Here is a 24,821-nt window from a genome sequence, read left to right on the forward strand (position 1 = left end):
TTCACGGCATGCCCATAGCCCATGAGGAGATGATCGCGATGAAACTGTCGGCACGAGCGATGGCCATGGAGGCCTCGGCTACCCTGGCCGTGACGGCCAAGGCCAAGGAGCTGAAGCGTTCCGGCAAACCCGTAATCTCTTTCGGCGCCGGAGAGCCCGATTTCGCCTCCCCTCCGGCCGCCCTCGAGGCGGCAAGGGCCGCCATGGAGCGCGGCGAGACGCACTACACGGCGGGAGCGGGCATTCCCGAGCTGCGCGAGGCGATCTGCCGCTACTACAGGGAGCGCTTCGGCCTCGACTACGACCCCTCTCAGGCCCTCGTCGGCTCCGGGGCCAAGCCCCTCGTCTACACGGCCTTCGGCTGCATCCTCGATCCCGGCGACGAGGTCGTCGTCTTCGCTCCCGCCTGGGTGAGCTACGTCGAGCAGATCCGCCTCTGCGGCGGCAGGGAGGTCGTCGTCGACACGGCCGGGACGGATTTCATCCCCACCATGGAGGCCCTCCGAAAGGCCCTCACGCCCCGGACGGTGGCCCTCCTGATCAACACGCCCTGCAACCCCACGGGCGTCGTCTACGACGGAGCCCTTCTCAAGGAGCTGGCCGCCTTCGCCGAGGAACACGATCTCTGGATCGTCTTCGACGAGATCTACGAGCGTCTCACCTACGGCACGGCACGGCACGAGAATATCGTCGCCCTGGCCCCGGCGGCGAAGGAGCGGACGGTCCTCATCAACGGCGTCAGCAAGGCCTTCGCCATGACGGGATGGCGCATCGGCTACGCCCTGGCCCCCAAGCCCCTTCTCTCCAAGATGTCGGCCTTTCAGGGCCACCTGACGTCCAACGCCTGTTCCATCTCCCAGTGGGCCTCCGTGGGGGCCTTCAGAGGCGCCGAGGAGGACGTGAGAGCCATGCACGGCGCCTTCGAGGAGAGGCGTGACCTCATCGTCGAGCGCCTCAGGGCCATGCCCCACATCGCCTTCGCCGAGCCTGAAGGGGCCTTCTACGCCTTCGTCGACATCCGGGACTGCCTGGGGATGAAGCACGACGGCCTCTCCCTCGACGACGACGTCGCCTTCTGCAGCCGCCTTCTCGAGGCGGAGTACGTCGCCGCCGTCCCGGGAAGCGCCTTCCTCGCCCCCGGGTACGTGCGCTTCTCCTACGCCAACGCGAAAGAGGAGATCGCCGAGGGAATGACGCGCTTCCACCGTTTTCTCGACGGCCTTCGGGCCTGACGGTTTCCTCCGAGACGGAGACGCGAAGGATCAGAAAAAGCATTTTTAATGAAGAGCCCCGGGCTTTTGCCCCAGGGGCTCTTTTATGTTATACTTTTGGACATCCTTCAGGTTTGCTCTATTCCTTCCGTTACCCTTCCGACGATCGACCTCCTCCTTGGGAATAAGGCGAAGACCGGGCCCTCCAGGCCCGTCTCCCGCCCGTCCTTTCGCACCTCGCCCACGAAAGGAGATGACGCGATGCGACAGATGACAGAACCTTTCCGATTCAAGAGCTGCGACCTCGTCCCCCTCAGCACGGGACTGCGGGCCCAGACTCTCGACGAGCTGGCCCAACGGCTCCAGGTCGCTCCCGAAGGGAGCCTCCACTACCACTTCTGGGGACGGCTCCTCCGCCCCCAGATCGGAGAGAGCGAGTACGGCAACGACTTCGCCTCCTGGACCGAGTCGGAGCTTCACGACCGGACCCTGGCCGAGCGGTTTTCCGCCGCCAACCCCTCCGACTACGACGACCTGGAGGGCCTCAGGGAAGAGCTTCTCTCCCTCGTCGAGGGGCGCCTCGACGAGGAGGAGCGGCTCCACTGGTTCCGGACGGAGCGCCCCTTCTTCTTCACGCGGGGCCAGCTCCTCGTCTTCGACGGACAGATGACGGCCTCGACGCCGGAAGAGCTTCACCGCGCCTTCGGCGAAGCGGAACGCAGCAGTCTTTTCTACCATTTCATCGACGCCCGGAGGCGGACGGAAGGCCATGGGGACGACTTTTCCCTCTGGCTGGAGGCCTTCGAGGAGACGGAAGAGGCTCGGAGACACCTCCGCTATCTCGACCCCTATCTCCTTTCCCTCGAAGAGCTCCGATCGGGCCTCCGGCAGGCGATGGCGTTGGGAGAGGAGGCGGAAGCATGATGTCGGGACAGACACTCCTCGATCGCTACGAGGCCGTCGTCGGACCGCCCGTCATCCGCCATCTTCGCCAGCTCGGCGATCACCTGGCGGGCCTGCGCGTCGTTCACGTCAACTCGACGCGCAGCGGCGGCGGCGTGGCCGAGATCCTCAACCGCTTCGTCCCCCTCATGAGGGCCCTCGGCATCGACACGGTCTGGGAGGTCCTGACGGGAACGGAGGCGTTCTTCGACGCCACGAAGACGATCCACAACGCCCTTCAGGGCTCGTCGAAGGGACTCGCGACGGAGATGATGCGGGCCTTCGAGGCGACGAACGAGGCCAACGCGGAACGCCTCCGCCCTCTTCTGGAGGAGGCCGACTTCGTCTTCATCCACGATCCCCAGCCGGCACCTCTCCTGGCTTTCTGCCCGAACCGGAGGGGAAAGTGGATCTGGCGCTGTCATATCGACGTGAGCCGCCCCAACCGCAAGGTCTGGCGCTATCTGAGACGCTGGGTCGCCCCCTACGACGCCGACATCTTCTCCCTGGCCGACTTCGCCCAACCCCTCCCCCACCTCCAGTACCTCATTCCCCCCAGCATCGACCCCCTGAGCGAGAAGAACACCGACCTCTCCGACGACGAGGTCCGATGGACGCTGGAACGCCACGGTATCGATCCCTCTCGGCCCCTCGTCGTCCAGGTCTCCCGCTTCGACCGATTCAAGGACCCCTTGGGCGTCATCGAGGCCTACCGTCTCTGCCGGCGCCATCAGGATCTCCAGCTGGTCCTCGCCGGAGGAGGGGCCTCCGACGATCCGGAAGGAGCCGTCGTTCTCGAGGAGGTCCTGGCCGCGGCGGCGGGCGACGCCGACATCCACGTCCTCGTCCTCCCCGACGACGCCCACAGGACGATCAACGCCCTCCAGAGGGGGGCCACGGCGGTCATGCAGAAATCGACGAAGGAGGGATTCGGCCTCACCGTCTCCGAAGGTCTATGGAAGCACAAACCCGTCATCGGCGGCGACACGGGGGGCATCCGCCTCCAGGTGATGGACCGGTTCAACGGCTACCGCGTCCGCACCCCGCAGGGAGCGGCCCTGCGACTCCGCCACCTCCTCCAGCACCCGAATCAGGCAAGACGGATGGGGGAAAACGCCCACCACCACGTCAGGGAGAATTTCCTCATCACCCGTCAGCTTCGAAGCGTCCTGGCCCTCATGGCCGCCCTGCGGGCCGGCGATCCCGAAAGGCTGGAGGTCTCCTTCTGATGCTCCTTCCCGAGGCCTTCCGGCACCGCCTCGCCCGGGCCCGGCACGCCCTCTTCATGATCGATTACGACGGCACTCTGGCCGCCTTCCGTGCCCGGCGCGATCTGGCCTACCCCGACGGCGGCGTCCGAGAGGGGCTGGAGCGGGTCATCGCCTCGGGGACGCGCCTCGTCGTCATCTCCGGCCGGGAGGCCGCCGAGGTCTCACGCCTCCTCGGTATCGCGGGGCTGGAAATATGGGGCTGCCACGGAGCGCAACGACGCACCGCCGACGGAGAGTCCTTCCTCCCTTCCCTGACGGCCGAGCAGCAGAACCTCCTCGCCGAAGCCGAGGCGAGAGCTCTTCCGGTCCTTCCCGAAGGGACGCTGGAAAGGAAACCCCTGTCCCTGGCGGGACACTTCCGCTCCCTTCCTCCGGGCGCGAGGGCGGAGGCTGCCAGGGATCTCAGGCAGGCCTGGGAACCCCTCGTCGGCGACGACGGAGAGCTGCGCCCCTTCGACGGAGGCCTCGAGTTCCGCTTCCGACGCCACCACAAGGGAAGGGCCGTGGCGACGCTCATCGACGAGGAGAGGGAAGCCGTCGCCGCCTACGCGGGCGACGACGAGACCGACGAGGACGCCTTCCGGGCCCTCCGGCCCTCCGATCTGGCCATTCTCGTCGCCGAAAGCGACCGCCCCACGGCGGCCTCTCTGAGGCTGAGGAGAAGGGACGTCCCCGCGCTCCTCGACGAGTGGGCCGCGATCGGCGAGAAGAGGCGGGAGGGCAAGAGATGAGCCCTCTGTCGGCCCGCCTCATCGTCGTCTCCAACAGGCTGCCCCTGGCCCTCAAGAGGGAGGACGGGAAGTGGCGTTTCGAGGCCGGATCGGGAGGGCTGGTCACCGCCATGGGGCCGGTCCTCAAAAACAGGGGGGGCATCTGGATCGGATGGCCCGGCAACCGGGAACCGATCGAACTCCCCCTCCTGCGCCAGATTCTCGGCCCCGTCTCGGAGGAGAGCGGCTACCGCCTCCTTCCCGTCATCCTCGACGAGGGCGAGGTGGAAAACTACTACGAGGGTTTCGCCAACGCCGCCATCTGGCCCCTCTTCCACGACCTCCAGACGGAATGTCTCTTCCATCCCCGCCACTGGGAGGCCTACGGAAAGGTCAACGGCCGATTCGCCCGCGTCGCGGCCCGCCACAGCGACAGGGAGGACCTCATCTGGGTCCACGACTACCACCTGATGCACCTGGCCCTGAAGCTGAAGGAGCGCGCCGTCGAACGACGGACCGCCTTTTTCCTCCACATCCCCTTCCCCCCGCCCGACATCTTCCTCAAGCTTCCCTGGCGCTACGAGGTCATGGAAGGGCTGACGGCCTACGATTTCGTCGCCTTTCAGACCATGAGGGACCGGCAGAACTTCCAGGCCTGCCTCCGCGCCTTCTGGCCCTCGTCGCGGGTGCGGGGTCGGGGGCCCGTCGTCACCGTCGGGCGCGACGAAGGCGACATCGTCGTCGGCGCCCTGCCCATCAGCATCGATTTCGCCCATTTCGAGGCCCTGGCCCGCTCACCCAAAGCCGTCCAGACCTGCGAAGAGCTCCGCAAGGCTCATCGAGGGCGGAAGATCTTCCTCGGCGTCGACCGTCTCGACTACACCAAGGGGATCCTCCAGCGTCTGGAGGCCTACGGAAGGCTTCTGGAAGGACAGGAAACGCTTCGGGAGAGCGTCGTCTTCATCCAGATCCTCGTTCCCAGCCGCGAAGGCGTCGAGGCCTACAGCCGCCTCCGCGACGAGATCGAGAGGGCCGTGAGCCGCATCAACGGACGATACGCCACGACGGGCTGGACGCCTCTTTCCTTTTTCTTCCGCTCCCTTCCCTCCGACGAGCTGGCCGGCTTCTACCGCGCCGCCGACGTGGCCGTCGTCACGCCCCTCCGCGACGGCATGAACCTCGTCGCGAAGGAATACTGCGCCTGCAACACCGACGGAGACGGCGTCCTCGTCCTGAGCGAGTTCGCCGGAGCGGCCGGTCAGCTGGCAAAAGGAGCGCTCCTCGTCAACCCTCACGACGTGGAGGGGCTGGCCCGGACTCTCGTCGCGGCCTGCGACATGGCCCGGGAGGAACGGGAGAAACGCATGATCCGGCTTCGCCGGGCCGTTCGAAGGCAAGACATCTTCTGGTGGGTCGACAACTTTCTCCGGGCCGCGGCGGGGAGGGCCCTCCGGGATTTCCCGCCCGACGACCTGGCACCCCTTCTTCCACGGCCTCGGGAACGCCCTCTGGCCTGACCGACCCCCCGGAAAAAGCGGGCGAAAAAAGAGGAGAGCCCTCGGGGCTCTCCTCTTTTTTCGCCCGCAAGGGGGAAAGGATCTAGCGCATGAAGATCCTCACGAGGCCCATGCTCAGGGAGGGGACGAAGGCGAAAAGGAGAAGACAGCCCAGGAGGGCGGCGAAGAAGGGGACCATGTTGCGCGAGATCTTCTCCATCTTCACGCCCGAGACGGCCGAGGCGACGAAGAGATTGGCGCCGTAGGGAGGGGTGATGAATCCCGTGGCGAGGGCCACCGTCATGACGAGACCGAAGTGGACGGGCTCCATCCCCAGCTTCTGGACGACGGGAAGAAGGATAGGCGTGAGGATGATCATGGAGGAGATGTTGTCGACGAAGCAGCCCACGACGAGGAGAAGGGCCAGGATGAGGAGGATGATGACGACGTAGTTGGAGGAGAGCCCCAACAGGGCCGTGGCGATCTTGATGGGGATCTGCTCCATCGTCAGATACTGGGCGAACCCCATGGAGAGGCCGATCATGAAGGTCGTGGCTCCGTTGACGAGGGCCGCGTCGCGGAAGGCCCGGTAGGTCGTCCTGCCGTCGAGCTCGTGATAGACGAAGCGACCGATGAAGAGGGAGTAGACGACGGCCACGACGGCGGCCTCGGTGGGCGTGAAGATGCCGCCGTAGATCCCCCCCAGGATGATCAGAGGGACGAGCAGGGCCCAGAAGGCCTCGCGAAAGGCCTTCCAGAGCCCGCCTGCCGTCGGGGGCGTATCGCTCTTGGGATAGCCCCGCCTCCTGGCGATGACGTAGGAGACGGTCATCAGGGCGAGGCCGATGATGACGCCCGGCACGATGCCGGCCATGAACATCTCGCCGATGGAGGCCCCGGAGACGACGCCGTAGATGACGAAGGGAATCGACGGCGGAATGATGACGCCGATGGAGCCCGCCGCCGCCGTCAGGGCCGCGGCGAAGCCCTCCTCGTATTTTTTCCTGCGCATGGCGGGGATCATGAAGGACCCGATGGCCGAGACCGTCGCCGGCCCCGATCCCGAGATGGCGCCGAAGAACATGCAGGCCGTGACGGTCACCATGGCCAGGCCGCCGGAGATGAAGCCCACGAGGCTGTCGGCCAGGGCGACGAGGCGCTTCGAGATGCCGCCGTAGCTCATGAGGGAACCGGCCAGCATGAAGAGGGGGATGGCCAGCAGGGGAAAGGAGTCGAGGGCGGCGAAGGCGTTCTGGCTGATCATGACGAGGGGGATGGAGCTGGTGAAATGGAGCACCAGAGCCGTCGCGATGCCCAGGGAGATGCCGATGGGGATGGAGAGGGCCAGACAGAGGGTGAGGAGGGCGAAGAGGAGGAGGACCGACATCTACTTCACCTCCGTGAGGGGGGCGCGGAAGAAGCGGACCATCTCCTCGACGAGGCGGATGGACATGAGGGCCGATCCGACGGGGACGGAGGCGTAGGCGTAGGCCATGGGCAGACGCATGGCCGGCGAGACCTGCCCCCGCTTGAGCAGGAGGAGCGTCAGCTCGGAGCCTTTGACGGCCAAAAAGAGGCTGAAGGCGAACCAGGCCAGAAGGGCGGTGAACTCCAGAAAGCGGCGGCGCGAGGGAGACAGGTGGTCGACGAGGGCCTCGATCCGCAGATGGGCGTGCTCCTTGACGGCGAAGCTGGCGCCGAGCCAGATCTGCCAGAGGAAAAGATAGCGGGCCAGCTCCTCGCTCCAGGAGAGGGAATTCCGGAAGACGTAGCGCATGATGACCTGGATGAAAATGAGGCCGACGGTGAAGGCGAGGCTGGAGACGAGAAGGATCTCCTCCAGACGGTTCCAGATTCTTCCGATCACGGTATCCCCCCCTTTGAAAGGGCCGCCGGGGGGGGACCCCGGCGGCGAGGCGCTCCTGCTAGTCGTTGGCCCTCTTGGCCAGTTCGATGAGATCGGCGCCGATCTGGTCGGCGAACTGATCGTAGACGGGGAGGGTCTTCTCGATGAAAGGCCTCTTTTCCTCCTCGGTGAGTTCGTTCACTTCCATGCCAGCCTCGCGGAGCTTGGCGATCATCTCCTCGTCCTGCTTCTGGGAGAGCTCGCGCTGGTAGGTCCTGTAGCGGACGGCCCCTTCGACGACGACCTTCTGAAGGTCCTCGGGGAGGGAGGCGAAGAAGGGCTCGTTCATGAGAAGGACCGTGGCGGCGTAGACGTGTCCCGTCAGGGAGTAGTACTTCTGGACTTCATGGAACTTGGAGGTGTAGACGAGGGGAATGGGATTCTCCTGGGCATCGACGACCTTCTGCTGAAGGGCCGTGTAGAGCTCGCCGAAGCTGATGGGCGTGGGATTGGCTCCCAGGGCCTTGAAGGTGGCCATGTGGACGGGATTTTCCATCGTCCTGATCTTGAAGCCGGCCAGGTCTTCGGGGGTGTGGATGGGGGCCCTGTTGTTGGAGATATGACGGAAGCCGTTCTCGGCGTAGGCCAGGTTCCTCAGCCCCAGAGGCAGGAGCGTCTCGGCCAGCCTGTCGCCCAGCTCGCCGTCGAGGGCCCTGTAGGCGGCCTCCTTGGACTTGAAGACGAAGGGCAGGTCGAAGACCTGGAACTTGGGCTCGAAGCCCGAGAGGACGGCGGCGGCGGGGATGGTCATCTGGACCGTTCCGAGCTGGACGGCCTCGATGGCCTGACGGTCACCGCCGAGCTGGCCGTTGGGGAAGAGCTCGACCTTGATCTGCCCCTTCGATGCCTCCTCGACGTAGGGCTTGAAGACCTCGGCCGCGGCGATGTGGGTCGACTGCGTCTCGGGAACGACGTAGGCCAGCTTGATCGTGTAGGTCTTGGCCAGGGCGGGAGCGGCCCCGACCAACCCGAGAACGGCGAAAAGCGAAAGAGCGACGGCGACGTACCTGCTTTTCAGCTTCATCGTGATGCCTCCTTCTCTTCTTCATGTAGAGACAACAGGGCTCTGCCCTCCCACGGAGCGCGAAAATCCCCTTCGACCTTCCCGTCACCTCCCGTTATGAACGATAAAAAATCATAATACAGAAAAAGAAACCGAAGTCAACTTCCGGCCATCGAAGAGCGGTAGGCCTTCATGGCGCGGGCCAACCGCTTCGCCCCCTCGCGGGCCAGGTCGGGGCTCACCTTGGCGAAGGAGAAGCGGACCGTTCCCCTGCCGTCGGCCTTGTCGGCGAAGAAGATGGAGCCGGGGATGAAGCCGATCTTCTCCTCCGTGATGGCGTAGCGGGCGAAGGAGACGACGTCGTCGAGCCAGGCGATGCGCCCCCAGAGGAAGAAACCTCCCTCGGGAACGTCGATCTCCAGGCCCAGAGGACCGCACTCCTCGCGCAGGGCCAGGGCCAGGGCGTCCCGTCGCGTCCTGTAGGCATCGTGCATCGTCGCCAGGTAGGAGGGAAGGTCCCGGTCCTTCATGAAATCCCAGACGGCGTACTGGGTGATGGCGGGAAGGCTGATCTCGCAGGAGACGCGCAGTTCGGTCATCTTCGGGGCCAGCTCGGGCGGGACGGCGAGCCAGCCGACGCGGACGCCGGGAAGGATGATCTTGGAGAAGCTGCCCAGATAGAGGACCCGTCCCCCGTCACCGTCGAGGGCGAAATAACTCCCCTGGGGCCGCCCCTCGTAGCGGAGGTAGCGATAGGGGTCGTCTTCGACGAGGATCGTGTCGTAGCGACGGGCCAGATCGAGAATCTTGGCCTTCCGCTCGTCCGTCGTCGTGTAGCCCGAGGGATTCTGGAAGTTGACGATGGAGTAGATGAACTTGACGGGTCCGGATTTCTCCAGAAGGGCCTCGAGGGCCTCGGGGACGATGCCCTCCCTGTCGACGGGAACGGAGAGGAAGCGGGCTCCCTGGCGCCGGAAGGTGAGAAGGGCCTCGGGATAGGTGGGGCTTTCGACGATGATGGCGTCACCCTCTTCGATGAAGGCCTCGGCGATGAGATGGATCCCCTCCTGGGAGCCGTTGGTCAGAAGGACCTCCCGCGTCGTGAGCCACGAAGGGGCCAGGCCGTCTTTCTTCATCCAGTCGACGATCCAGCGGCGAAGTTCGAGGAGGCCGCCGTTGTGGGGATAGTAGGCGAAGAGGGAGGGCTCGGAGAAGGCCCTGTCGAAGGAGGCCCTGAGCTCTTCGAGAGGGTAGAGATCGGCGCTGGGCTCTCCCGCCGTGAAGGAGATGGCTCCCAGTTCCTTCACGAGTTTCATCATCTCTCCGATGAGGGAGGGCTCCAGCCTGTGAGCCACCTTGTCGCTCAAAAAACGTTCCCAGTCTACCTGCATGTCCACGACTCCTCTCCTGTTCCGTCCCGGCCGTCTTCGATGCGGCAGCGGATGCGGTCTTCGATGTTGTCCAGATGACGCAACATGGCCGAGCGGGCCCGTTCGGGTTCGCGGGTTCTGACGGCGGCCACGATGGCCCGATGTTCCTTAAGGGCGTGAATGATTTCCCCGTCGAGAGTGGAGCTGAGGGCGAGGAAACGGCTGACGAGGCCGCTGAGACGGCCCTGGAAGTCGGCCAGACAGGTGTTCCCGGCCATCAGGGCCAGATGGGCGTGGAAGTTCCGGTCGCTGTGGAGGATGAAAAGGCGGTTGTGCTCCCGGTGAGCCAGCTCCTCGTCGTAGACGAAGTGCTCCAGGCGGGCCAGTTCCTCGTCGTCGCCCTTCCTGCAGGCAAGGGCGGCGATGGCCCCTTCGACGGCCCGGCGCGCCTCGAAGGTCTCGGAAAGTTCGGCGAGGGAGATGTGGGCCACCTGAAGGCGGCGGTCCCGTCCCTGAACGAGAAAGCCCTCGGAGAGAAGCATTTTCAGGGCCGTCCTCACCGGCGTGCGGCTCACCCCGAGACGGGCCGCCACCTCTTCCTCGCGGAAGAAGGTGCCGGGAGAGAACTCGCCGTTGAGGATCCCGTTGCGCAGCTCGTAATAGGCGCGATCGGTCAATGTCGGAGCCGATGGCCTCACGGCAGACCCTCCTTTATTGCATACTGGACACAGGCTAAAACGGACTTGCGGCGTCGACCTCGTTGCGAACACTGATAAATTCGACTTGTACTAAAAAAATTAGCTGGACACAACTATAGCACCGGCTGTAAACTGATGCAAGCAGAGCGCAGGAAGCGAAGCTCTTTTCAAAAAACCAGGGCCGCCATCGGCGGGCCGCCGTCACCGAACGGGAGGAGTGCCCTTTCATGGATATCGCAGTGCTCATCAAACAGGTGCCCGACACGGACGAGGTGAAGATGGACCCCGAAAAGGGGACGATGATCCGCGACGGCGTCGGCAGCCTCATCAATCCCCTCGACATGAACGCCCTCGAGGCGGCTCTGACCCTTGCCCGCCGGGGCGGCACGGTCACGGTCCTCTCCATGGGCCCCGCTCAGGCCGAACGGGCCCTCCGGGAGGCGCTGGCCCTGGGAGCCGACAGAGCCCTCCTCCTTTCCGACCGGGCCTTCGCCGGAGCCGACACGTGGGCCACGGCCAAGGTTCTGGCGACCCTCCTGGATAAGACGGGCCCCTTCGACGTCATCCTCGCCGGCGAAAAGGCCACCGACGGAGAGACGGGCCAGGTTGGCCCCGAGGTGGCCACGTTCCTCTCCATTCCCTTCGCCACCTACGTGAGCCGCATCGAGGCCTCCGACGAGGGGATCACCGTCCGCCGCACCGTCGAGGAGGGCTACCAGCACCTTCGCCTTCCTTGCCCCTGCCTCCTGACGGTCCTCCACGATCTCAACGAGCCCTCCATGCCCACTCTGGCCGGAAAGAAACGGGGTCGGCGGGCCCAGGTGGAACGGTTCGGCCTCGACGATCTCGCCCTGGACCGATCCGACGTGGGCCTTTCGGGCTCCCCCACCCGCGTCGTCAGGATCGCCCACCCCAAGATCTCGCGCCGGACGGCCTTCTTCGGCGGCAAGGATCTCGACGCCGGCATCGAACAGGTCATCGGACTTCTCAGGGAAAAGGCCCTGCTTCAGGGAGGCTGTCGGTCATGAGACGGAGCGAACGACAGGGAAAGGGCGGCGTCTTCGTCGTCGCCGAGATCCGGAACGGAAGGACCCACTCCTGCACGTACGAGCTGACGAGCAAGGCCCGGGAGCTGGCCGACAGCCGAGGCACGTCGGTGACGGTCGTCGTCCTCCGGGCCCCCGCGGCCGACGAACCTCGGGAGCTGTTTCTCTACGGCGCCGATGAGGTCCTCCTCGTCGAGGATAGGCGCCTCGCCTCTCTCGACGCTCTGGTCCAGGCCCGCATCGTGGCCCGGCTCATCGAGGAGGGCGACCCCGAGATCGTCCTGGCCCCGGCGACGACGACGGGGAGAACGGTTCTGCCCGCCGTGGCGGCTCTCGTCGAGACGGGGCTGACGGCGGACTGCACGGGCCTGTCCATCGACGACGAGACGGGGCTCCTGCTCCAGACCCGCCCGGCCATCGGCGGCAACGTCATGGCCACCATCAAGACGCCCGATCACCTTCCCCAGATGGCGACGGTCCGGCCCAAGACCTTTCCCGTGGCCCCGCCCCGAGAGCGCCCGGGACGGATCGAGCGCCCCCGCCTGGACGAGGCTCTTTTCGCCTCCTCCGTCGTCTGCCTTTCCGACGAGGTCGTCGCCGGAGACGAGACGAACATCCAGGATCTGGACGTCGTCGTCTCCGGCGGCAAGGGGCTGAAACGCCCCGAGGGCTTCGCCCTGATCCGGGAGCTGGCCCGCCTTCTCGACGGCGGCGTCGGGGCGAGCCGCCCCACCGTCGAGGCCAAGTGGATGGCCTACCCCCATCAGGTCGGCCTTTCGGGGAAGGTCGTCGCCCCCCGCGTCTACATCGCCGCCGGAATTTCCGGCGCCGTCCAGCACCTGGCCGGGATGCAGACGGCGGAGACGATCATCGCCATCAACAAAGACCCCGAGGCGCCCATCTTCCGCGTCGCCGACGTGGCCCTCTGCGGCGACCTTTACGACATCGTGCCCCGCCTCATCGAGGCCCTGGACCGGGAGAGGGGGAAGCTTCATGACTGAGTACCGTCCCGTGACCGCGCACGTCGTCGAGCGCCTTCAGAACATCCTCGGGGCCCGGAACGTCTCCTGCGACGCCGACAAGCTCCTGACCTACTCGCGAGACGAGGTCCAGGGACCGTTCTGGAAGGACGGCTGCCTCGCCGAGGTCGTCGTCTTTCCCGAGAGCACGGAAGACGTGGCCGCCCTCGTCCGCCTGGCCGGCGAGGAGCGGATCCCCCTCACCGCCCGCGGCGCCGGGACGGGCCTTTCCGGCGGCGCCGTTCCGGCCCGGCGGGGGATCGTCGTCTCCTTCGAGAAGATGAACCGCATCATCGAGCTGGACAGGGAGAACCTGACCCTCACCGTCGAGCCCGGCGTCGTCACGGCCGAGATCAACCGTGCCGCCGTCGATGCCGGCCTTCTCTACGCCGGCGACCCCTGCAGCGGAGACGCCTCCTTCATCGGAGGCAACGTGGCCGAGAACGCCGGAGGCAACAAGGTCGTCAAGTACGGCCCCACGGGGAGCCACGTCCTGGCCCTGGAGGCCGTCATGGCCGACGGCAGCGTCACCTGGTTCGGCGGCAAGCGCCGCAAGGACGTGACGGGCTACGACTTCGTCCACCTTCTCGTCGGCTCCGAGGGGACGCTGGCCCTGATCACCAAGATCGTCCTCAAGCTCCTCCCCCTCCCGGCCGAGGTCGTCGACCTTCTCGTTCCCTTTCCCGACGTGGCCTCGGCCGTGGCCTTCGTCCCCCGCATCGTCACCGAGGGAAAGGTCCTTCCGGCCTCGATCGAGTTCATGGACCGCCGCTCCATCAATCTGACGGAGCGCTTCCTCAACACGAATCTTCCCTACAGCGACGCCGGGGCCCACCTCATCATCCAGCTCGAGGGCAACGACGCGGAGAGCCTGGCCGACGAGTACGAGCGCATCGGCGACCTCTGCCTGGCCCACGGAGCCCTCGAGGTCTTCGTCGCCGACAACCGCAACAGCCGCGACAAGCTCTGGAAGGCCCGCAAGAGCATCACCGAGTCCGTCTGGGCCTTCCATCCGGGCAAGAACGTCAACGAAGACGTCGTCGTCCCCACGGGAGCCGTTCCGGAGCTGATGAGACGCCTCGACGAGATCGTCACGCGGGCCGGCAGCGCCTATGTCGTCTTCGGCCACATCGGCGACGGCAACATGCACGTCACGGCCGCCCCGGCGCCGGAGGAGCCCGACCGGGAGTCGATCCTCCACCGGATCCAGGACGAGCTCTACGACGTCGTCAAGTCCCTAGGCGGAACGCTGACGGGCGAGCACGGCGTGGGGCTGAAACGGCGCGACGCCATCACACGATTCCTCGACGCGACGCAGATCGACCTGATCCGCCGCGTCAAGCTCGCCTTCGATCCCCAGAACATCCTCAACCCCGACAAGATCGTCCCCTGGGAGTGAGCCCTCCGTCCGCGGCGAAGGGGGGAGAGACCACTCGGTCTCTCCCCCCTTCGTGCGACGGCCCCGGCGGCAAAGGCGCTTCTCCGCCTTCCGCCCGATCCGGGGACGGTCCCGGCGGAAGGCGCCGCCGTCAAGGAAGGAAGCCTCTCCGCTCACGGCCCGTAGGGGGAAGGCGCCCCGTTCGACGGCCGCCCTCCCCCGCCGGAGAGATCTGCCGCCTCGGAGCCGTCTCCTTCTTCCTTTTTCTCCGGGCGGGGCGTCTGCCCGGCGGGCTCATCCCCGCCCATATCGAACCCCTTCGAGGCCAACAGACGCCTCACCTGGGGATCCATCCTGCCCAAAAGGCCTGACGACATCGCTTTCGCCTCCTTCGACGAGGCCGAACCGGATCCGGCCTTTCTCCCCTCTCGGGGAAGGACCGCACGCAGGGCCCCTCGGGCCCGGAAAGGAGCTTCACCCTGTCCAAGACAGCCCTCATTCTCTTCATGGCCCTCGCCGGAGCGGCCACGACGGTCCAGCCCTCCGTCAACGGCCGTCTGGCCCAGAAAGTGGGTTCCCTGGAGAGCGCCTTCGTCTCCTTCGCCGTCGGGACTCTGGCCCTTCTCGTCCTGGTCCTCCTCCGAAATCAGGGGAACCTCCGCGCCCTCTCCCAGGCGGTCTGGTGGGAGTGGACGGGCGGCCTGCTCGGGGCTTTCTACGTGACGGCCCTCATCGTCTGCATCCCCCGTCTGGGGACGACGGTGGGCTTCGCGGCGGCCATCGCCGCCCAGCTCGTCACCGGCCTGCTGCTGGACGCCACGGGCTTTTTCGGCTTCGGAGCCCAGGCCGTGACGCCTTCCCGCCTCGTCGGAGTGGCCCTTCTCTTTCTCGGAGCCTGGCTCGTCCGGGGCTGATCTCCTCAGCCCAGGGCGATCTCCAGCTCCTGCCGTCCTTCGAGAAGGCCCTTGAGGTCCTCCTCGAAGAGGGGCATGGCGTCGACGGAACGGCCCTGGAGGAAGAGCCCCAGGTGAAGGTGGGGCCCCGTGACCCGTCCCGTGGCCCCGGCCAGCCCAAGGACCTGCCCCCTTTCGACGTCCTGCCCCACGGCGACGTCGATGCGGGAGAGATGGGCATAGGCGCTGACGACGCCTCCTCCGTGATCGACGTAGACGACGTTGCCGGCAAAGTAGTGCTCCTCGGCCAGGAGGACCCGGCCCGGAGCCAGAGAGCGCACCGACGCCCCCACTCCGGCCCGGAGATCGACGCCGCTGTGGGGACTGCGGGGCTTGCCGTTGTAGACGCGCCGCCAGCCGTAGGGACAGGTGACGATGCCCTTGACGGGACGGTTCAGGGGGAGGGTCCAGAGCCCCGAGGGCTGGGAGCTCGCCAGGGCGGCCTGGACGCGGCGGGACTCCTTTTCGATGCGCGATCGGGCCTCCTCGGGAGGGACGACCATCTTCTCCTCCACGGTGAGACGGCTTTCGGGAAAGGATCGGGAGCGGATTTCGATCTGCCAGGGAAAGGTCCGTGACCGCCCCGCCACGTCGACGGAGAAGGCGACGATCTCCCTGCCGGCCTTCTGGGAGGCCGAGGCGCCGACGAGGGCCCGAAGGGACCAGAACCCTCCCTCGACGGGACGGGGTTCCAGGGCCTGTTCGCGCCCCAGCCAGCGGAGCGAGGCGCTCCGGGGCTCGACGGGAAGGATCAGTTCGACGAGGAAGGGCTCTCCCTGAGAGACGGCCTGGGGGGCGATGAATCGGGCCTTCATCTCCGCCGCCGACGGCGAGGCGAGGGCCAGAAGCAAAAGAAGGACAAGGATGGGACGACGGAACATGCAAGGGGCCTCCCTTCTGGATGGCCCCATTGTACCCGTTAGGCCTCTTCGGAGGGGGTCCGACAGAGGGCCCGCACCGTCGGGAGGTCCGCCGCGGAAGGCCCCTCGCCCCCCCGAGACCGTTCCTGGGGCGGCCCCTCCTTCCGGCCGGTCTAGAAGCGCAGCAGGGTCGCCCCCCAGGAATAGCCGACGCCGAAGCCGCAGAGAAGGGCCGTCCTGCCCGAGGGAAGGCGCCCCTCGTCGAGAAGTCCCCTGAGGGCGAAGGGGATGGTGGAGCTGATGGTGTTCCCCTTGTCGGCCATGTCGAGGACGAACTTATCCCTCGGGATGGCCATTTCCTCGCGGAGCCTTTCGAGCATCATGGCCGTGGCCTGGTGAAAGACGAAAAAGTCGACGTCGTCGAAGGCCAGTCCGTTCTTCTCCAGACAGCTCCCGACGGCGGGAGGAACCTCGGCGAGGGCGAATTTGAGGACTTCCGGGCCGTTCATGTAGAGGTTCTCCTTGGTCCGACTGTTGCCGTAGCGGTTGGTCCGGACCTCTTTCGTCTCCTCCGAACAGGGAAGGACCGTCCCTCCGGCGGGGATGATGAGGTTTCCGGCGCCCGAGCCGTCGGTGCCGAGGACGAAGGAGCCGATCTCGGCGCCCGGCCCGTCGGAAACGAGAGAGGCCGTGAAACCGTCGCCGAAGATGGTCCGCGTGCTCTTGTCGCCTCTGTGGATGTAGCGCGTCATGACGTCGCCCGTCAGGAGGAGGACCTTGCCGGCGAGGCCCGAACGGACCAGGGCCGAGGCCATGTGGAGACCGTAGATGTAGCCCGAGCAGCCCAGATTGTAGTCGAAGGCGCCGCAATCCCTGCGAAGCCCCAACCTCTCGTGGACGATGCAGGCCGTGGCGGGCATGATGTAATCGGGCGTCTCCGTGCAGAGCAGGACCATGTCGATCGACCGACGGTCGACGCCTTCGGAAAAGAGCCGCTCCGCCGCCAGACAGACCAGCTCCGAGACCGGCTCCGTCTCGGCGACGCAGCGTTCGTCGATGCCGGTCTTGGCGCGGATCTTCTCGACCGTCCAGCCGTCGAACTCCCGGACCAGGTCGTCGTTGGAAAGCCGCTTGGGCGGCAGATAGCAGGCGATGGGGGCAAGCCTTGCCTTCGTTGCCTTCATGCATATTCCTCCTCGGTAGCTTCCGCTTCGGGCGCTCTTCTCTTCGACACGGGTCGCCCTTCGTCTCGATTATACGTCACGGAAGGGATCCAGAGAACCTCGTCTTAGGACCTAGTCTAAAATTTTTCGCCTCCACCACAGGTCCCCGGACCCCGGAACGGACGGGAAAGAAGGGACTTGCGCCGCGTCTCAGGGAAAGCGCCTTCCCGGGTCGAGGAGGGGGCGGATCTGATCGGGCGGAAGGGGGCGGCTCAGCCAGTAGCCCTGGATGACGGGACAGCCCATCTCGCGGAGCAGGCGAAGGATCTCGTCGCTCTCGACGCCTTCGGCGATGGCTTCGAGGCCCAGGGTGCGGGCGAGCTCGATGACGGTGCGGACGATGGCCCTCATCGAGGGCTCGTCGGCCATGTCGCGGACGAAGGACTGGTCGATTTTCAGTCCCGTCACGGGGAGGCGCCTCAGGTAGCTCAGCGAGGAGTACCCCGTGCCGAAGTCGTCGATGAAGAGGCGGAAGCCCCGACGCCGGAGCTCCTCCACCATTTCGAAGGAACCGTCGTCGGTGAAAAAGGTCCCTTCGGTGATCTCCAGCTCGACGTCGTCGGGAGAAAGGGAGCGCTCGGCCAGCAGGGCGCAGAGGTGATCGGCCAGCCCCCTGCGGTTGAACTGACGGGGCGAGAGATTGACGGCGACGCGGAAGCTCGAAAGACCGAGATCGCGCCAGAGCCGGACCTGACGGCAGACCTCGCGGAAGATCCAGTCGCCGAGGGGAAGAATGAGTCCCGTCTCCTCGGCGAGGGGGATGAACTCGCCCGGCCCCGTGAGCCCCGCGAGGGGATGGTCCCAGCGGACCAGGGCCTCGAGGGAGACGACGCGTCCTTCCGCAAGGTTCAGGAGCGGCTGGTAGAAGAGGGAGAATTCTCCCTTGACGAGGGCCTGGCGGAGACTCGACTCGAGAAGCATCTGCCGCGACGTCTTTTCCCCCAGCTCCTCGGTGAAGAAACCGGCCTGGTTGCCGCCCAGCTCCTTCGCCCGGTACATGGCCAGGTCGGCCTTGCTGAGGAGGGAGTCGGCGTCGTCGCCGTCGAGGGGGAAGACGCTGACTCCGGCGCTGGCGCTGATGAAGACCGACCTGCCGTCGAGGTCGAAGGGCTGACGGAAGGCGGAGAGGAAGGTCTCGGCCCTTTTGAGGAGGTCCGCCGGGCCGTGAGCCTCCTGGACGAGGATGCCGAACTCGTCGCCGCCGAAACGGGCCACCGTGTCCGTCGTCAGGGAGACCGCCAGGAGCCGTTCGGCGACCTGCTGGAGGAACTGATCGCCGAGGAAGTGGCCGAAGCTGTCGTTGAGGTTCTTGAAGCGGTCGAGATCGACGTAGATGACGCCGAAGGTGTGCCTCCCCTTCCTGGCCCGGATCAGCTCCTGGTTGAGGCGGTCGGTGAAAAGGGCCTTGTTGGGCAGATCCGTCAGGGGATCGTGGTAGGATGGGAGAAGGATCCCCGACTCGCGGAAGGCATGTTGCGAGAGGTCGCGGAAGACGGCGATGTAGTTGAGGGGGACCCCCTCTTCGTCGCGGAGGACGGAGACGGAGATCCATTCGGGATAGGTCTCGCCGTTCTTGCGGCGGTTCCAGATCTCGCCCTGCCAGCGCCCCTCCGAGAGCAGGCCGAGCCAGAAGGCCTCGTAGAAGGCCTTGGGGTGCCGGTCCGACTTGAGGATGCGGGGATCTCTGCCGAGGACCTCGTCGGCGCCGTAGCCGGTGATGGCCGAAAAGGCGGGATTGACGGAGACGATGCGGTTCTCGGCGTCGGTGATGCAGATCCCCTCGACGGCGTTCTCGAAGACGCTCGCCGCCAGGAGAAGCTCTTTCTCCCGGGCCCGGCTCGACGTCACGTCCTGTACGTAGCCCTCCACCTTGACGAGCCTCCCCCCCTCGTAGACCCCCTCGGCCTGGGAGCTGAGGTGAACCCACTTCCCGTCGGGGCGGAGAAAGCGGTAGCCGCACCGGTACCGTCCCGTCGCGACGAGCGCCCTCCAGGCCTCGCCGTAGCGGGGACGGTCGTCGCCGTGGATGCGCCCCGAGAACGAGGCCGGATCGGGAGCGATCTCGCTCGGCAGGCCGCCGAGAACGGCCGCCGCCCCCTCGTCCCACTCGAAACGGTCCTCGGCGGGATACCAGGCCCAGCAGCCCATCTGGGCGATGCGCAGGATCTCGCCGACACGCCGCCTGTTCTCCCGGAGATCGGCCAGGGCGGCCTCGCGTTCCGTCACGTCCCGGCCGAAGACGACGAGACGGCAGGGGCTGCCCCGATCGGAGAGGAGAGGGACCTTGACGACGTCGAAGAAACGTCGCTCCCCTCGGACGTCGACGGCGACATGGCGAGGGCGTCGTTCCTGCGGGTTCCGCCAGGCCTCCTCGTCGGAGGCGGCGCAGGCATGGCGCAGGGCGTCGGTCACCCGGTCGGGAAAGGCGCGGGCCAGGTCGTCGACGGTCTTCCCGACGACCTCGACGTCACGGAGATCGTGAAGCTCGCAGAAGGCAAGGTTGACGGCGAGGTAGCGCCCCCTCTCGTCCTTGAGGCAGATCGGATCGGGAGAGATCTCGAGGAGAAGACGGAGGCTCTCTTCCTGCACCTGCAGGCGTCGGACCTCCTCGGCCCGTCTGTCGGTGCCGAGACAGGTCCCGGATCGGAGAAAGGCACAGGAATCGTTTTTGTCCGCCATGGCACGACCTCCCGCAAAACGACGGTGGACTTCCGCAGAAAAAGAAGACGCTGCGGCGGCTCGAAAAGGCTCGCGCAACGCAATGAAAGAACTTACAATTAAGGAAGGAAGGGGGGATCACGATGTTCGGACCCTATAGGCGACCGCATCGGCGGCCTCTACATCCCCGGGCGCCCTACCTCCGACAGATTCTGACGGCCCTGCTGGTGGTCCTCGTGGCCCTGGCCTTCGTCGCCGTCGTCGACAAGTTCAGCCAGCCCGGGAAGGGATGGAGCGATACGCTTCTCGTCCGTCTCATCATGGAGCGCCGCCATCTCCTCCCCTTCTTCCCCTAAAATACCCTAAAAGGACCTCATCGGAAAGGAGAGAAGACGTTGGCCTCTCAATCAGCCGAAATGATCCGAATCATCCTGGGAAGACGAAGCGTTCGATCTTTCCGGGCCACCCCCGTGGAGCTCTACAAAGTGGAGACTCTTCTCGCCTGCGCCTTCGCCGCCCCCAGCTCGAAAGACCGCAGGCCCTGTCACTTCATCGTCATCGACGACAGGTCCCTTCTGGACGAGTTGGGCAAGGCCTACGGCCAGGCCCGGATGTTCCGGGAGGCCCCCCTGGCCCTTGCCGTCTGCGTCGACGTCAAGGCCTACCGCCGCGCCTACGACCTCCACGACGGGACGTGGATGGAAGACGGAGCGGCGGCCATGGAGAACATCCTCCTCGCCGCCCGGGCCCTGGAGCTGGAGGGGGTCTGGGTCAAAGTCGCCGACCGTCACCCGCGGGAGAGCGAAATGGCCCCTCTGCTTCAGCTGCCCGAGGGCGTGCGCTGCCTCTCTCTGGCGCTGATCGGCTACGGCCGGGAGGAGCTGGCCCCTCACGAGGGGCTCGACGAGACGAGACTCCACCGCAACGGCTGGTGACGGAACTCAGAGCTCTTTCCAACGCCTCATCTCCCGCCGGAGCATCCAGAGGGCCAGGGAGAAGCCGCTGACGTCCATGAGGGGAAAGGAGAGCCAGACGCCGTCGATGCCCATGAAACGGGGCAGAAGCAGCAGGAGGGGGAAGCAGAAGACGATCTGACGGAGCACCTGGAGGACGAAGGCCGCCCGAGCCCTCCCCAGGGCCTGGAAGGTGTAGCTTGTGACGACGTAGAGGGAGGCCAGGGGGAGGAGCATGTAGCCCAGGTGCATCCCTCTTACGGTGATGGCCGTCAGGTCGACATCGCCCTTGGAGAAGAGCCCCACGAGGGCGACGGGAAAGAGATGGACCACGGCCCAGGAGACGGAAAAGACGGCCGAAGCGGAGGTCGTGGCCAGGAAGACGATGCGCCGGACCCTGTCCACCCTTCCCGCTCCGTAGTTGAAGCCGATGAGCGGCTGGGCCCCCTCGCCGATCCCCAGGGCCGGCAGATAGAAGAGACTGTCCAGGCTGAGGAAGATGCCGACGGCCGAGACGGCAACGTCGCCCCCCAATTCGCCGAGGATGCGGTTCAGCAGGATCAGAAGGGTCACGAAGGAGAGCTCCATCAGCCCCGGCGAGAAGCCCACTGCCAGAGAGGCGGCGACGATCTCCTTCCGGAGGGGCAGGAGGGAGGCCCTGATCTTGAGGGAGCTGTGGCGCCCGTAGAAGAGGGAGACCCAGAGGACGGCCGCGACCTGGGCGATCGTCGTGCCCCAGGCGGCGCCGCGGACGCCCCAGCCCCAGCGGGCGATGAAAAGCCAGTCGAGAACGATGTTGACCGTCGTGGCCAGGAGCATGGTGCCCATGGCCCATCGGGGAGCGCCTTCGGCCCTCATGAGGCCGTTGAGGACGAAGGTCACCAGCAGGAAGGGGACGCCGAAGAGGATCACCTCGAGATAGTCCCGGGCCTGAGGAAGGACCTGATCGCTGGCGCCGAACAGACGAAGGAGCCTCTCTCCCTGGAGGGCCCCGGCCAGAGTCAGGACGAGTCCGGCGGCGACGGCCAGGACGAAGGCGTTGGACAGGACCTGCTCGGCACGGTCCCTGTCTCCCCTGCCGAGGGAGCGGGAGACGAGGGACGAGGCGCCGACGGAGATGAAGATGCCCAAGGTGACGGCCAGCCCGAAAAAGGGAAAGGCCACCGTCACGGCCGTCAGCCCCTGGGAGCCGACGATGCGACCGATGAACATGCGGTCGACGATGTTGTAGAGGGCGTTGGCGAGAAGGCCGATGATGGCCGGAGTGGAGAAGCGAAGGAGCAGCAGGCCGACGGGATCGCGTCCCATCGCTTCCGTTCGGGGATCGAGAGACAGGATGGACACCTCCAAAGGGCCCCGTCCGTCCAAAAAGGGGTCGGGGGCTTTCGCCTCCGACCCCTCGTCGTTTGCGCTACGACAGGGCTACCCCTCCATGATACCACGGTAGGGCGTTTTCGTCTGCTCCAGCCCCCCGCCGAATCCGAGGGGACCGCCAGTACGCCTCGGCGTCCGCTCCATTCCCCCCTGCCGGTGCGGGCCCAAGACAGAGGGGTCGGCCCTCCTGCCGCTCCGTGACCGGGTCGGCGGAGTTTCGGTCCTTTTCGGCCCGTCGATTCGGGCACGCCCTCCCCGCTTCGGCGAAAGGAGCTCAGAGCCGCCTCGCCTCTTCGCGCAGGACCCGGACCCGGTCGATCCTCTCCCAGGCGGGAAGGGGGTCGAGATCGATCCTGCCCATGTGGCCGTAGGCGGCCAGGCGCCTGTACTGAGGCCGGAGCAGATCGAGATCGCCGAGAATCGCGGCGGGGCGGAAATCGAAGATCCGGCCCGCCAGGGCCGCCAGACAGCCTTCGTCCACGACGGCCGTGCCGAAGGTCTCGACGGAGAGGGAGACGGGGCGGGCCACGCCGATGGCGTAGGCGACCTGGAGGAGACAGCGCCGCGCCAGTCCCGCGGCGACGATGTTCTTGGCGGCGTAGCGGGCCATGTAGGCCGCCGAGCGATCCACTTTGGTCGGGTCCTTGCCGGAGAAGGCCCCTCCCCCGTGAGGGACGACGCCGCCGTAGGTGTCGACGACGATCTTCCTCCCCGTGACGCCCGTGTCGGCCTGGGGACCGCCGACGACGAAACGCCCCGTGGGATTGACGAGGATGCGGAGGTCGGACCCGACCAGGGCGGGAGGGAGGACGGGACGGATCACCTTCTCGACGATCTCGGCCCGGACCTCCCCGCCGTGAAGATCGGGGTGATGCTGACAGGAGACGACGACGGTATCGACGAATCGGGGAAGGTCGCCCTCGTAGGCGACGGTGACCTGACATTTCCCGTCGGGACGGAGCCAGGGCAGGAGCTTCATGCGCCGGACCTCGCCGAGGCGCCGGGCCAGCCTGTGGGCCAGGGAGAGGGGCAGGGGCATGAGCTCCTCCGTCTCGTCGCAGGCATAGCCCGTCATCATCCCCTGATCGCCGGCCCCTATGGCGTCGAGGGCGTCGGCGGAGCCGGCACGATCGACGCCGCGGGCGATGTCGGGCGACTGGCCGTTCACGGCCGTCAGCACGGCGCAGCCGTCGCCGTCGAGACCGTACTCGGCCCGGGTGTAGCCCGCCTCCTTCACGACGGACCGGGCGATGGCGGTGATGTCGGGACGGCAGCGCGCCGTCATCTCCCCCACGACCATGACCATGCCGAGGCCGACGAGCGTCTCGCAGGCGACGCGGCCCCGGCCGTCCTCGGCCAGGACGGCGTCGACGACGGCGTCGGAGATCTGATCGGCCAGCTTATCGGGATGCCCCTCCGTGACCGATTCCGAAGAGACAAGGCACAACCTTTCGTTCATGACAGAACCTCCCCGACGACTCCGCCCCGCCGGCCGGCGGGGGCTCCGCCTCTCGCGCCTCCTATTTTCCTCTCATGCACCAGACGGGCTCGACCAGAGAAAACCAGTGGGCGGCGATGCATTCGCAGCACCTGCCGTGGTGGGGACAGTCGCGCGGGCAGGGACAGTCGGGGCGGTTCGACGTCGTCGAGGGGCAGCCCCCTCCCGCCTCTTCTCTTTTCACCGTTTCCATCGTTCCCGACCTCCTCTTCAGCCACCGATCGTGGCCGGCAGTCCCATGGCCCTGACGGCCTCGTAGAGGGGCTCCACCTCTTCCCTGCGATGAGGCTCCAGCCCCGAGAGGAGGTAGGTCCGCTGGATCTGGTCCCACTTGGGCTCTCCCATGCGGTGATAGGGCAGCAGGTCGAGGGACTGAAGGTTCTTCAGGGACAGGGCGAGAGCCGCCGTGGCCCTCACGTTTTCCAGGGAATCGTTCACTCCGGGAATGAGCGGAAGGCGGACCCGGATGGGACAGCCGACGGAATCGACGCGGCGAAGCGTCTCGTGGATCGCCTCGTTGGGGACGCCCACGTACTCCTTGTGAACGGCGCTGTCCATGTGCTTGATATCGAAAAGAACCGTATCCATCCGCCGGAAAAGGGCCTCGGCCTCGTCCCAGGGAGCGAATCCGGCCGTCTCGACGGCCGTGTTGATGCCCCGCTCGTGGAGTCTGTCGGCGCAGGAGGCGACGAAGGCGGCCTGGAGGAGGGGCTCGCCTCCGGTGAAGGTGACGCCGCCGCCGGTCCTGGCGTAGAAGTGGCGGTCCCTCAGGGCCAGCTCGACGACGTCGGAGGCGGTGACGTAGCGCCCGACGACGACCATGGCGTTGGCCGGACAGGCCCTCTCGCAGAGGCCGCACTCGGGCATGCGGCAGCTCGCCTTGCTGACGCGCAGCTTCCCCTCGTCGTCCTTGCCGATGGAGCCCGTCGGACAGACGGACAGGCAGCGGCCGCAGTGGATGCAGTTGTGGTGGATCATCATCAGTTCGGGCTTCACGCCCCAGGACTCGGGATTGGCGCACCAGCGGCAGCGCAGGGAACAGCCCTTGAGGTAGATGTTGGTCCTGATCCCCGGGCCATCGTGGATGGAGAAGCGCTGGACGTCGAAGATGAGGCCCGCCTCGGGGTGATGTCGTTTCACCACCGGATCGAAAAACATGAAATCCTGTTCCCAGTTCATCGCCTTTCCTCCCCCAGCGTTTTGCTCGGCGGCCGGGCTCCCCGAGGGGGGCCCGGCCGTTCATCCTTCTGGG

At 66.4% G+C, this 24,821-nt stretch carries 23 protein-coding genes; 11 read left to right on the forward strand and 12 right to left on the reverse strand.

The features are described 5' to 3' along the window. Positions 1 to 38: 38 nt before the first annotated feature. The 5 genes from KAR29_RS11855 to KAR29_RS11875 all read left to right on the forward strand — a co-directional run bounded on the left by KAR29_RS11855 (position 39) and on the right by KAR29_RS11875 (position 5,651). On the forward strand, positions 39 to 1,232 hold the full coding sequence (locus KAR29_RS11855) for a pyridoxal phosphate-dependent aminotransferase (RefSeq protein ID WP_274373193.1): 1,194 nt from the start codon (positions 39 to 41) through the stop codon (positions 1,230 to 1,232). A 240-nt stretch (positions 1,233 to 1,472) separates the two neighbouring features. Then, positions 1,473 to 2,135 (forward strand): DUF5752 family protein, encoded by a 663-nt coding sequence (locus KAR29_RS11860; RefSeq protein ID WP_274373194.1) that lies wholly within the window; start codon positions 1,473 to 1,475, stop codon positions 2,133 to 2,135. Then, complete coding sequence (locus KAR29_RS11865; protein WP_274373195.1) at positions 2,135 to 3,382, forward strand: glycosyltransferase; 1,248 nt, start codon at positions 2,135 to 2,137, stop codon at positions 3,380 to 3,382. Before KAR29_RS11860 ends, KAR29_RS11865 begins: the two co-directional genes overlap by 1 nt. Then, positions 3,382 to 4,155, forward strand: coding sequence for a trehalose-phosphatase (gene otsB / locus KAR29_RS11870; protein ID WP_274373196.1), 774 nt, complete (start codon positions 3,382 to 3,384; stop codon positions 4,153 to 4,155). Before KAR29_RS11865 ends, otsB begins: the two co-directional genes overlap by 1 nt. Continuing rightward, entirely contained in the window at positions 4,152 to 5,651 is a 1,500-nt protein-coding gene (locus tag KAR29_RS11875) for an alpha,alpha-trehalose-phosphate synthase (UDP-forming) (RefSeq protein WP_274373197.1), read from the forward strand. Before otsB ends, KAR29_RS11875 begins: the two co-directional genes overlap by 4 nt. Positions 5,652 to 5,733: 82 nt before the next feature. Here the strand turns inward: KAR29_RS11875 and KAR29_RS11880 are convergent, their stop codons facing one another. The 5 genes from KAR29_RS11880 to KAR29_RS11900 form a co-directional block, all read right to left on the reverse strand. Continuing rightward, on the reverse strand, positions 5,734 to 7,017 hold the full coding sequence (locus tag KAR29_RS11880; protein ID WP_274373198.1) for a TRAP transporter large permease: 1,284 nt from the start codon (positions 7,015 to 7,017) through the stop codon (positions 5,734 to 5,736). After that, a complete protein-coding gene (locus tag KAR29_RS11885; protein ID WP_274373199.1) occupies positions 7,018 to 7,497 on the reverse strand; it encodes a TRAP transporter small permease in 480 nt (159 codons plus the stop codon). 58 nt (positions 7,498 to 7,555) lie between these two features. Then, positions 7,556 to 8,560, reverse strand: coding sequence for a TRAP transporter substrate-binding protein (locus tag KAR29_RS11890; protein ID WP_274373200.1), 1,005 nt, complete (start codon positions 8,558 to 8,560; stop codon positions 7,556 to 7,558). 137 nt (positions 8,561 to 8,697) lie between these two features. Continuing rightward, positions 8,698 to 9,930 (reverse strand): aminotransferase-like domain-containing protein, encoded by a 1,233-nt coding sequence (locus KAR29_RS11895; RefSeq protein WP_274374988.1) that lies wholly within the window; start codon positions 9,928 to 9,930, stop codon positions 8,698 to 8,700. Next, positions 9,921 to 10,607, reverse strand: coding sequence for a GntR family transcriptional regulator (locus tag KAR29_RS11900; protein ID WP_274373201.1), 687 nt, complete (start codon positions 10,605 to 10,607; stop codon positions 9,921 to 9,923). Before KAR29_RS11900 ends, KAR29_RS11895 begins: the two co-directional genes overlap by 10 nt. A 227-nt stretch (positions 10,608 to 10,834) precedes the next feature. On the opposite strand from KAR29_RS11900, the gene KAR29_RS11905 reads away from it, so the two are divergent. The 4 genes from KAR29_RS11905 to KAR29_RS11920 all read left to right on the forward strand — a co-directional run bounded on the left by KAR29_RS11905 (position 10,835) and on the right by KAR29_RS11920 (position 14,964). Continuing rightward, positions 10,835 to 11,635 carry an electron transfer flavoprotein subunit beta/FixA family protein gene (locus tag KAR29_RS11905; RefSeq protein WP_274373202.1) on the forward strand — a complete coding sequence of 267 codons (801 nt, stop codon included), beginning with the start codon at positions 10,835 to 10,837 and terminating at the stop codon, positions 11,633 to 11,635. Then, positions 11,632 to 12,654, forward strand: coding sequence for an electron transfer flavoprotein subunit alpha/FixB family protein (locus KAR29_RS11910; protein ID WP_274373203.1), 1,023 nt, complete (start codon positions 11,632 to 11,634; stop codon positions 12,652 to 12,654). Before KAR29_RS11905 ends, KAR29_RS11910 begins: the two co-directional genes overlap by 4 nt. Then, complete coding sequence (locus KAR29_RS11915; protein ID WP_274373204.1) at positions 12,647 to 14,071, forward strand: FAD-binding oxidoreductase; 1,425 nt, start codon at positions 12,647 to 12,649, stop codon at positions 14,069 to 14,071. Before KAR29_RS11910 ends, KAR29_RS11915 begins: the two co-directional genes overlap by 8 nt. A 485-nt stretch (positions 14,072 to 14,556) precedes the next feature. Next, positions 14,557 to 14,964 carry a DMT family transporter gene (locus tag KAR29_RS11920; RefSeq protein WP_274373205.1) on the forward strand — a complete coding sequence of 136 codons (408 nt, stop codon included), beginning with the start codon at positions 14,557 to 14,559 and terminating at the stop codon, positions 14,962 to 14,964. A gap of 5 nt (positions 14,965 to 14,969) precedes the next feature. Here the strand turns inward: KAR29_RS11920 and KAR29_RS11925 are convergent, their stop codons facing one another. From KAR29_RS11925 to KAR29_RS11935, 3 genes are all read right to left on the reverse strand, one after another. Continuing rightward, complete coding sequence (locus KAR29_RS11925; RefSeq protein WP_274373206.1) at positions 14,970 to 15,884, reverse strand: M23 family metallopeptidase; 915 nt, start codon at positions 15,882 to 15,884, stop codon at positions 14,970 to 14,972. Positions 15,885 to 16,036: 152 nt separating this feature from the next. Further along, complete coding sequence (locus KAR29_RS11930; protein ID WP_274373207.1) at positions 16,037 to 17,047, reverse strand: 3-oxoacyl-ACP synthase III family protein; 1,011 nt, start codon at positions 17,045 to 17,047, stop codon at positions 16,037 to 16,039. Positions 17,048 to 17,236: 189 nt separating this feature from the next. Beyond that, on the reverse strand, positions 17,237 to 19,765 hold the full coding sequence (locus tag KAR29_RS11935) for a sensor domain-containing protein (protein ID WP_274373208.1): 2,529 nt from the start codon (positions 19,763 to 19,765) through the stop codon (positions 17,237 to 17,239). Positions 19,766 to 19,887: 122 nt separating this feature from the next. On the opposite strand from KAR29_RS11935, the gene KAR29_RS11940 reads away from it, so the two are divergent. Both KAR29_RS11940 and KAR29_RS11945 read left to right on the forward strand, forming a co-directional pair. Then, complete coding sequence (locus KAR29_RS11940) at positions 19,888 to 20,100, forward strand: hypothetical protein (protein WP_274373209.1); 213 nt, start codon at positions 19,888 to 19,890, stop codon at positions 20,098 to 20,100. Between the two features lie 60 nt (positions 20,101 to 20,160). Continuing rightward, positions 20,161 to 20,679: a nitroreductase family protein gene (locus KAR29_RS11945; protein WP_274373210.1), complete on the forward strand. Its 519-nt coding sequence runs from the start codon at positions 20,161 to 20,163 to the stop codon at positions 20,677 to 20,679. 6 nt (positions 20,680 to 20,685) lie between these two features. Here the strand turns inward: KAR29_RS11945 and KAR29_RS11950 are convergent, their stop codons facing one another. The 4 genes from KAR29_RS11950 to KAR29_RS11965 all read right to left on the reverse strand — a co-directional run bounded on the left by KAR29_RS11950 (position 20,686) and on the right by KAR29_RS11965 (position 24,748). Beyond that, the gene (locus KAR29_RS11950) at positions 20,686 to 22,041 is read right to left on the reverse strand and encodes an MATE family efflux transporter (protein WP_274373211.1); all 1,356 of its coding nucleotides are present in this window, start codon (positions 22,039 to 22,041) and stop codon (positions 20,686 to 20,688) included. A gap of 304 nt (positions 22,042 to 22,345) precedes the next feature. After that, positions 22,346 to 23,530 (reverse strand): methionine adenosyltransferase, encoded by a 1,185-nt coding sequence (metK, locus tag KAR29_RS11955; protein WP_274373212.1) that lies wholly within the window; start codon positions 23,528 to 23,530, stop codon positions 22,346 to 22,348. A gap of 61 nt (positions 23,531 to 23,591) precedes the next feature. Then, positions 23,592 to 23,762, reverse strand: coding sequence for a hypothetical protein (locus KAR29_RS11960; RefSeq protein WP_274373213.1), 171 nt, complete (start codon positions 23,760 to 23,762; stop codon positions 23,592 to 23,594). 17 nt (positions 23,763 to 23,779) lie between these two features. Beyond that, a complete protein-coding gene (locus tag KAR29_RS11965; RefSeq protein ID WP_274373214.1) occupies positions 23,780 to 24,748 on the reverse strand; it encodes a glycyl-radical enzyme activating protein in 969 nt (322 codons plus the stop codon). Positions 24,749 to 24,821: the final 73 nt, after the last annotated feature.

The organism is Aminithiophilus ramosus (assembly GCF_018069705.1).
GTDB lineage: Bacteria > Synergistota > Synergistia > Synergistales > Aminithiophilaceae > Aminithiophilus > Aminithiophilus ramosus.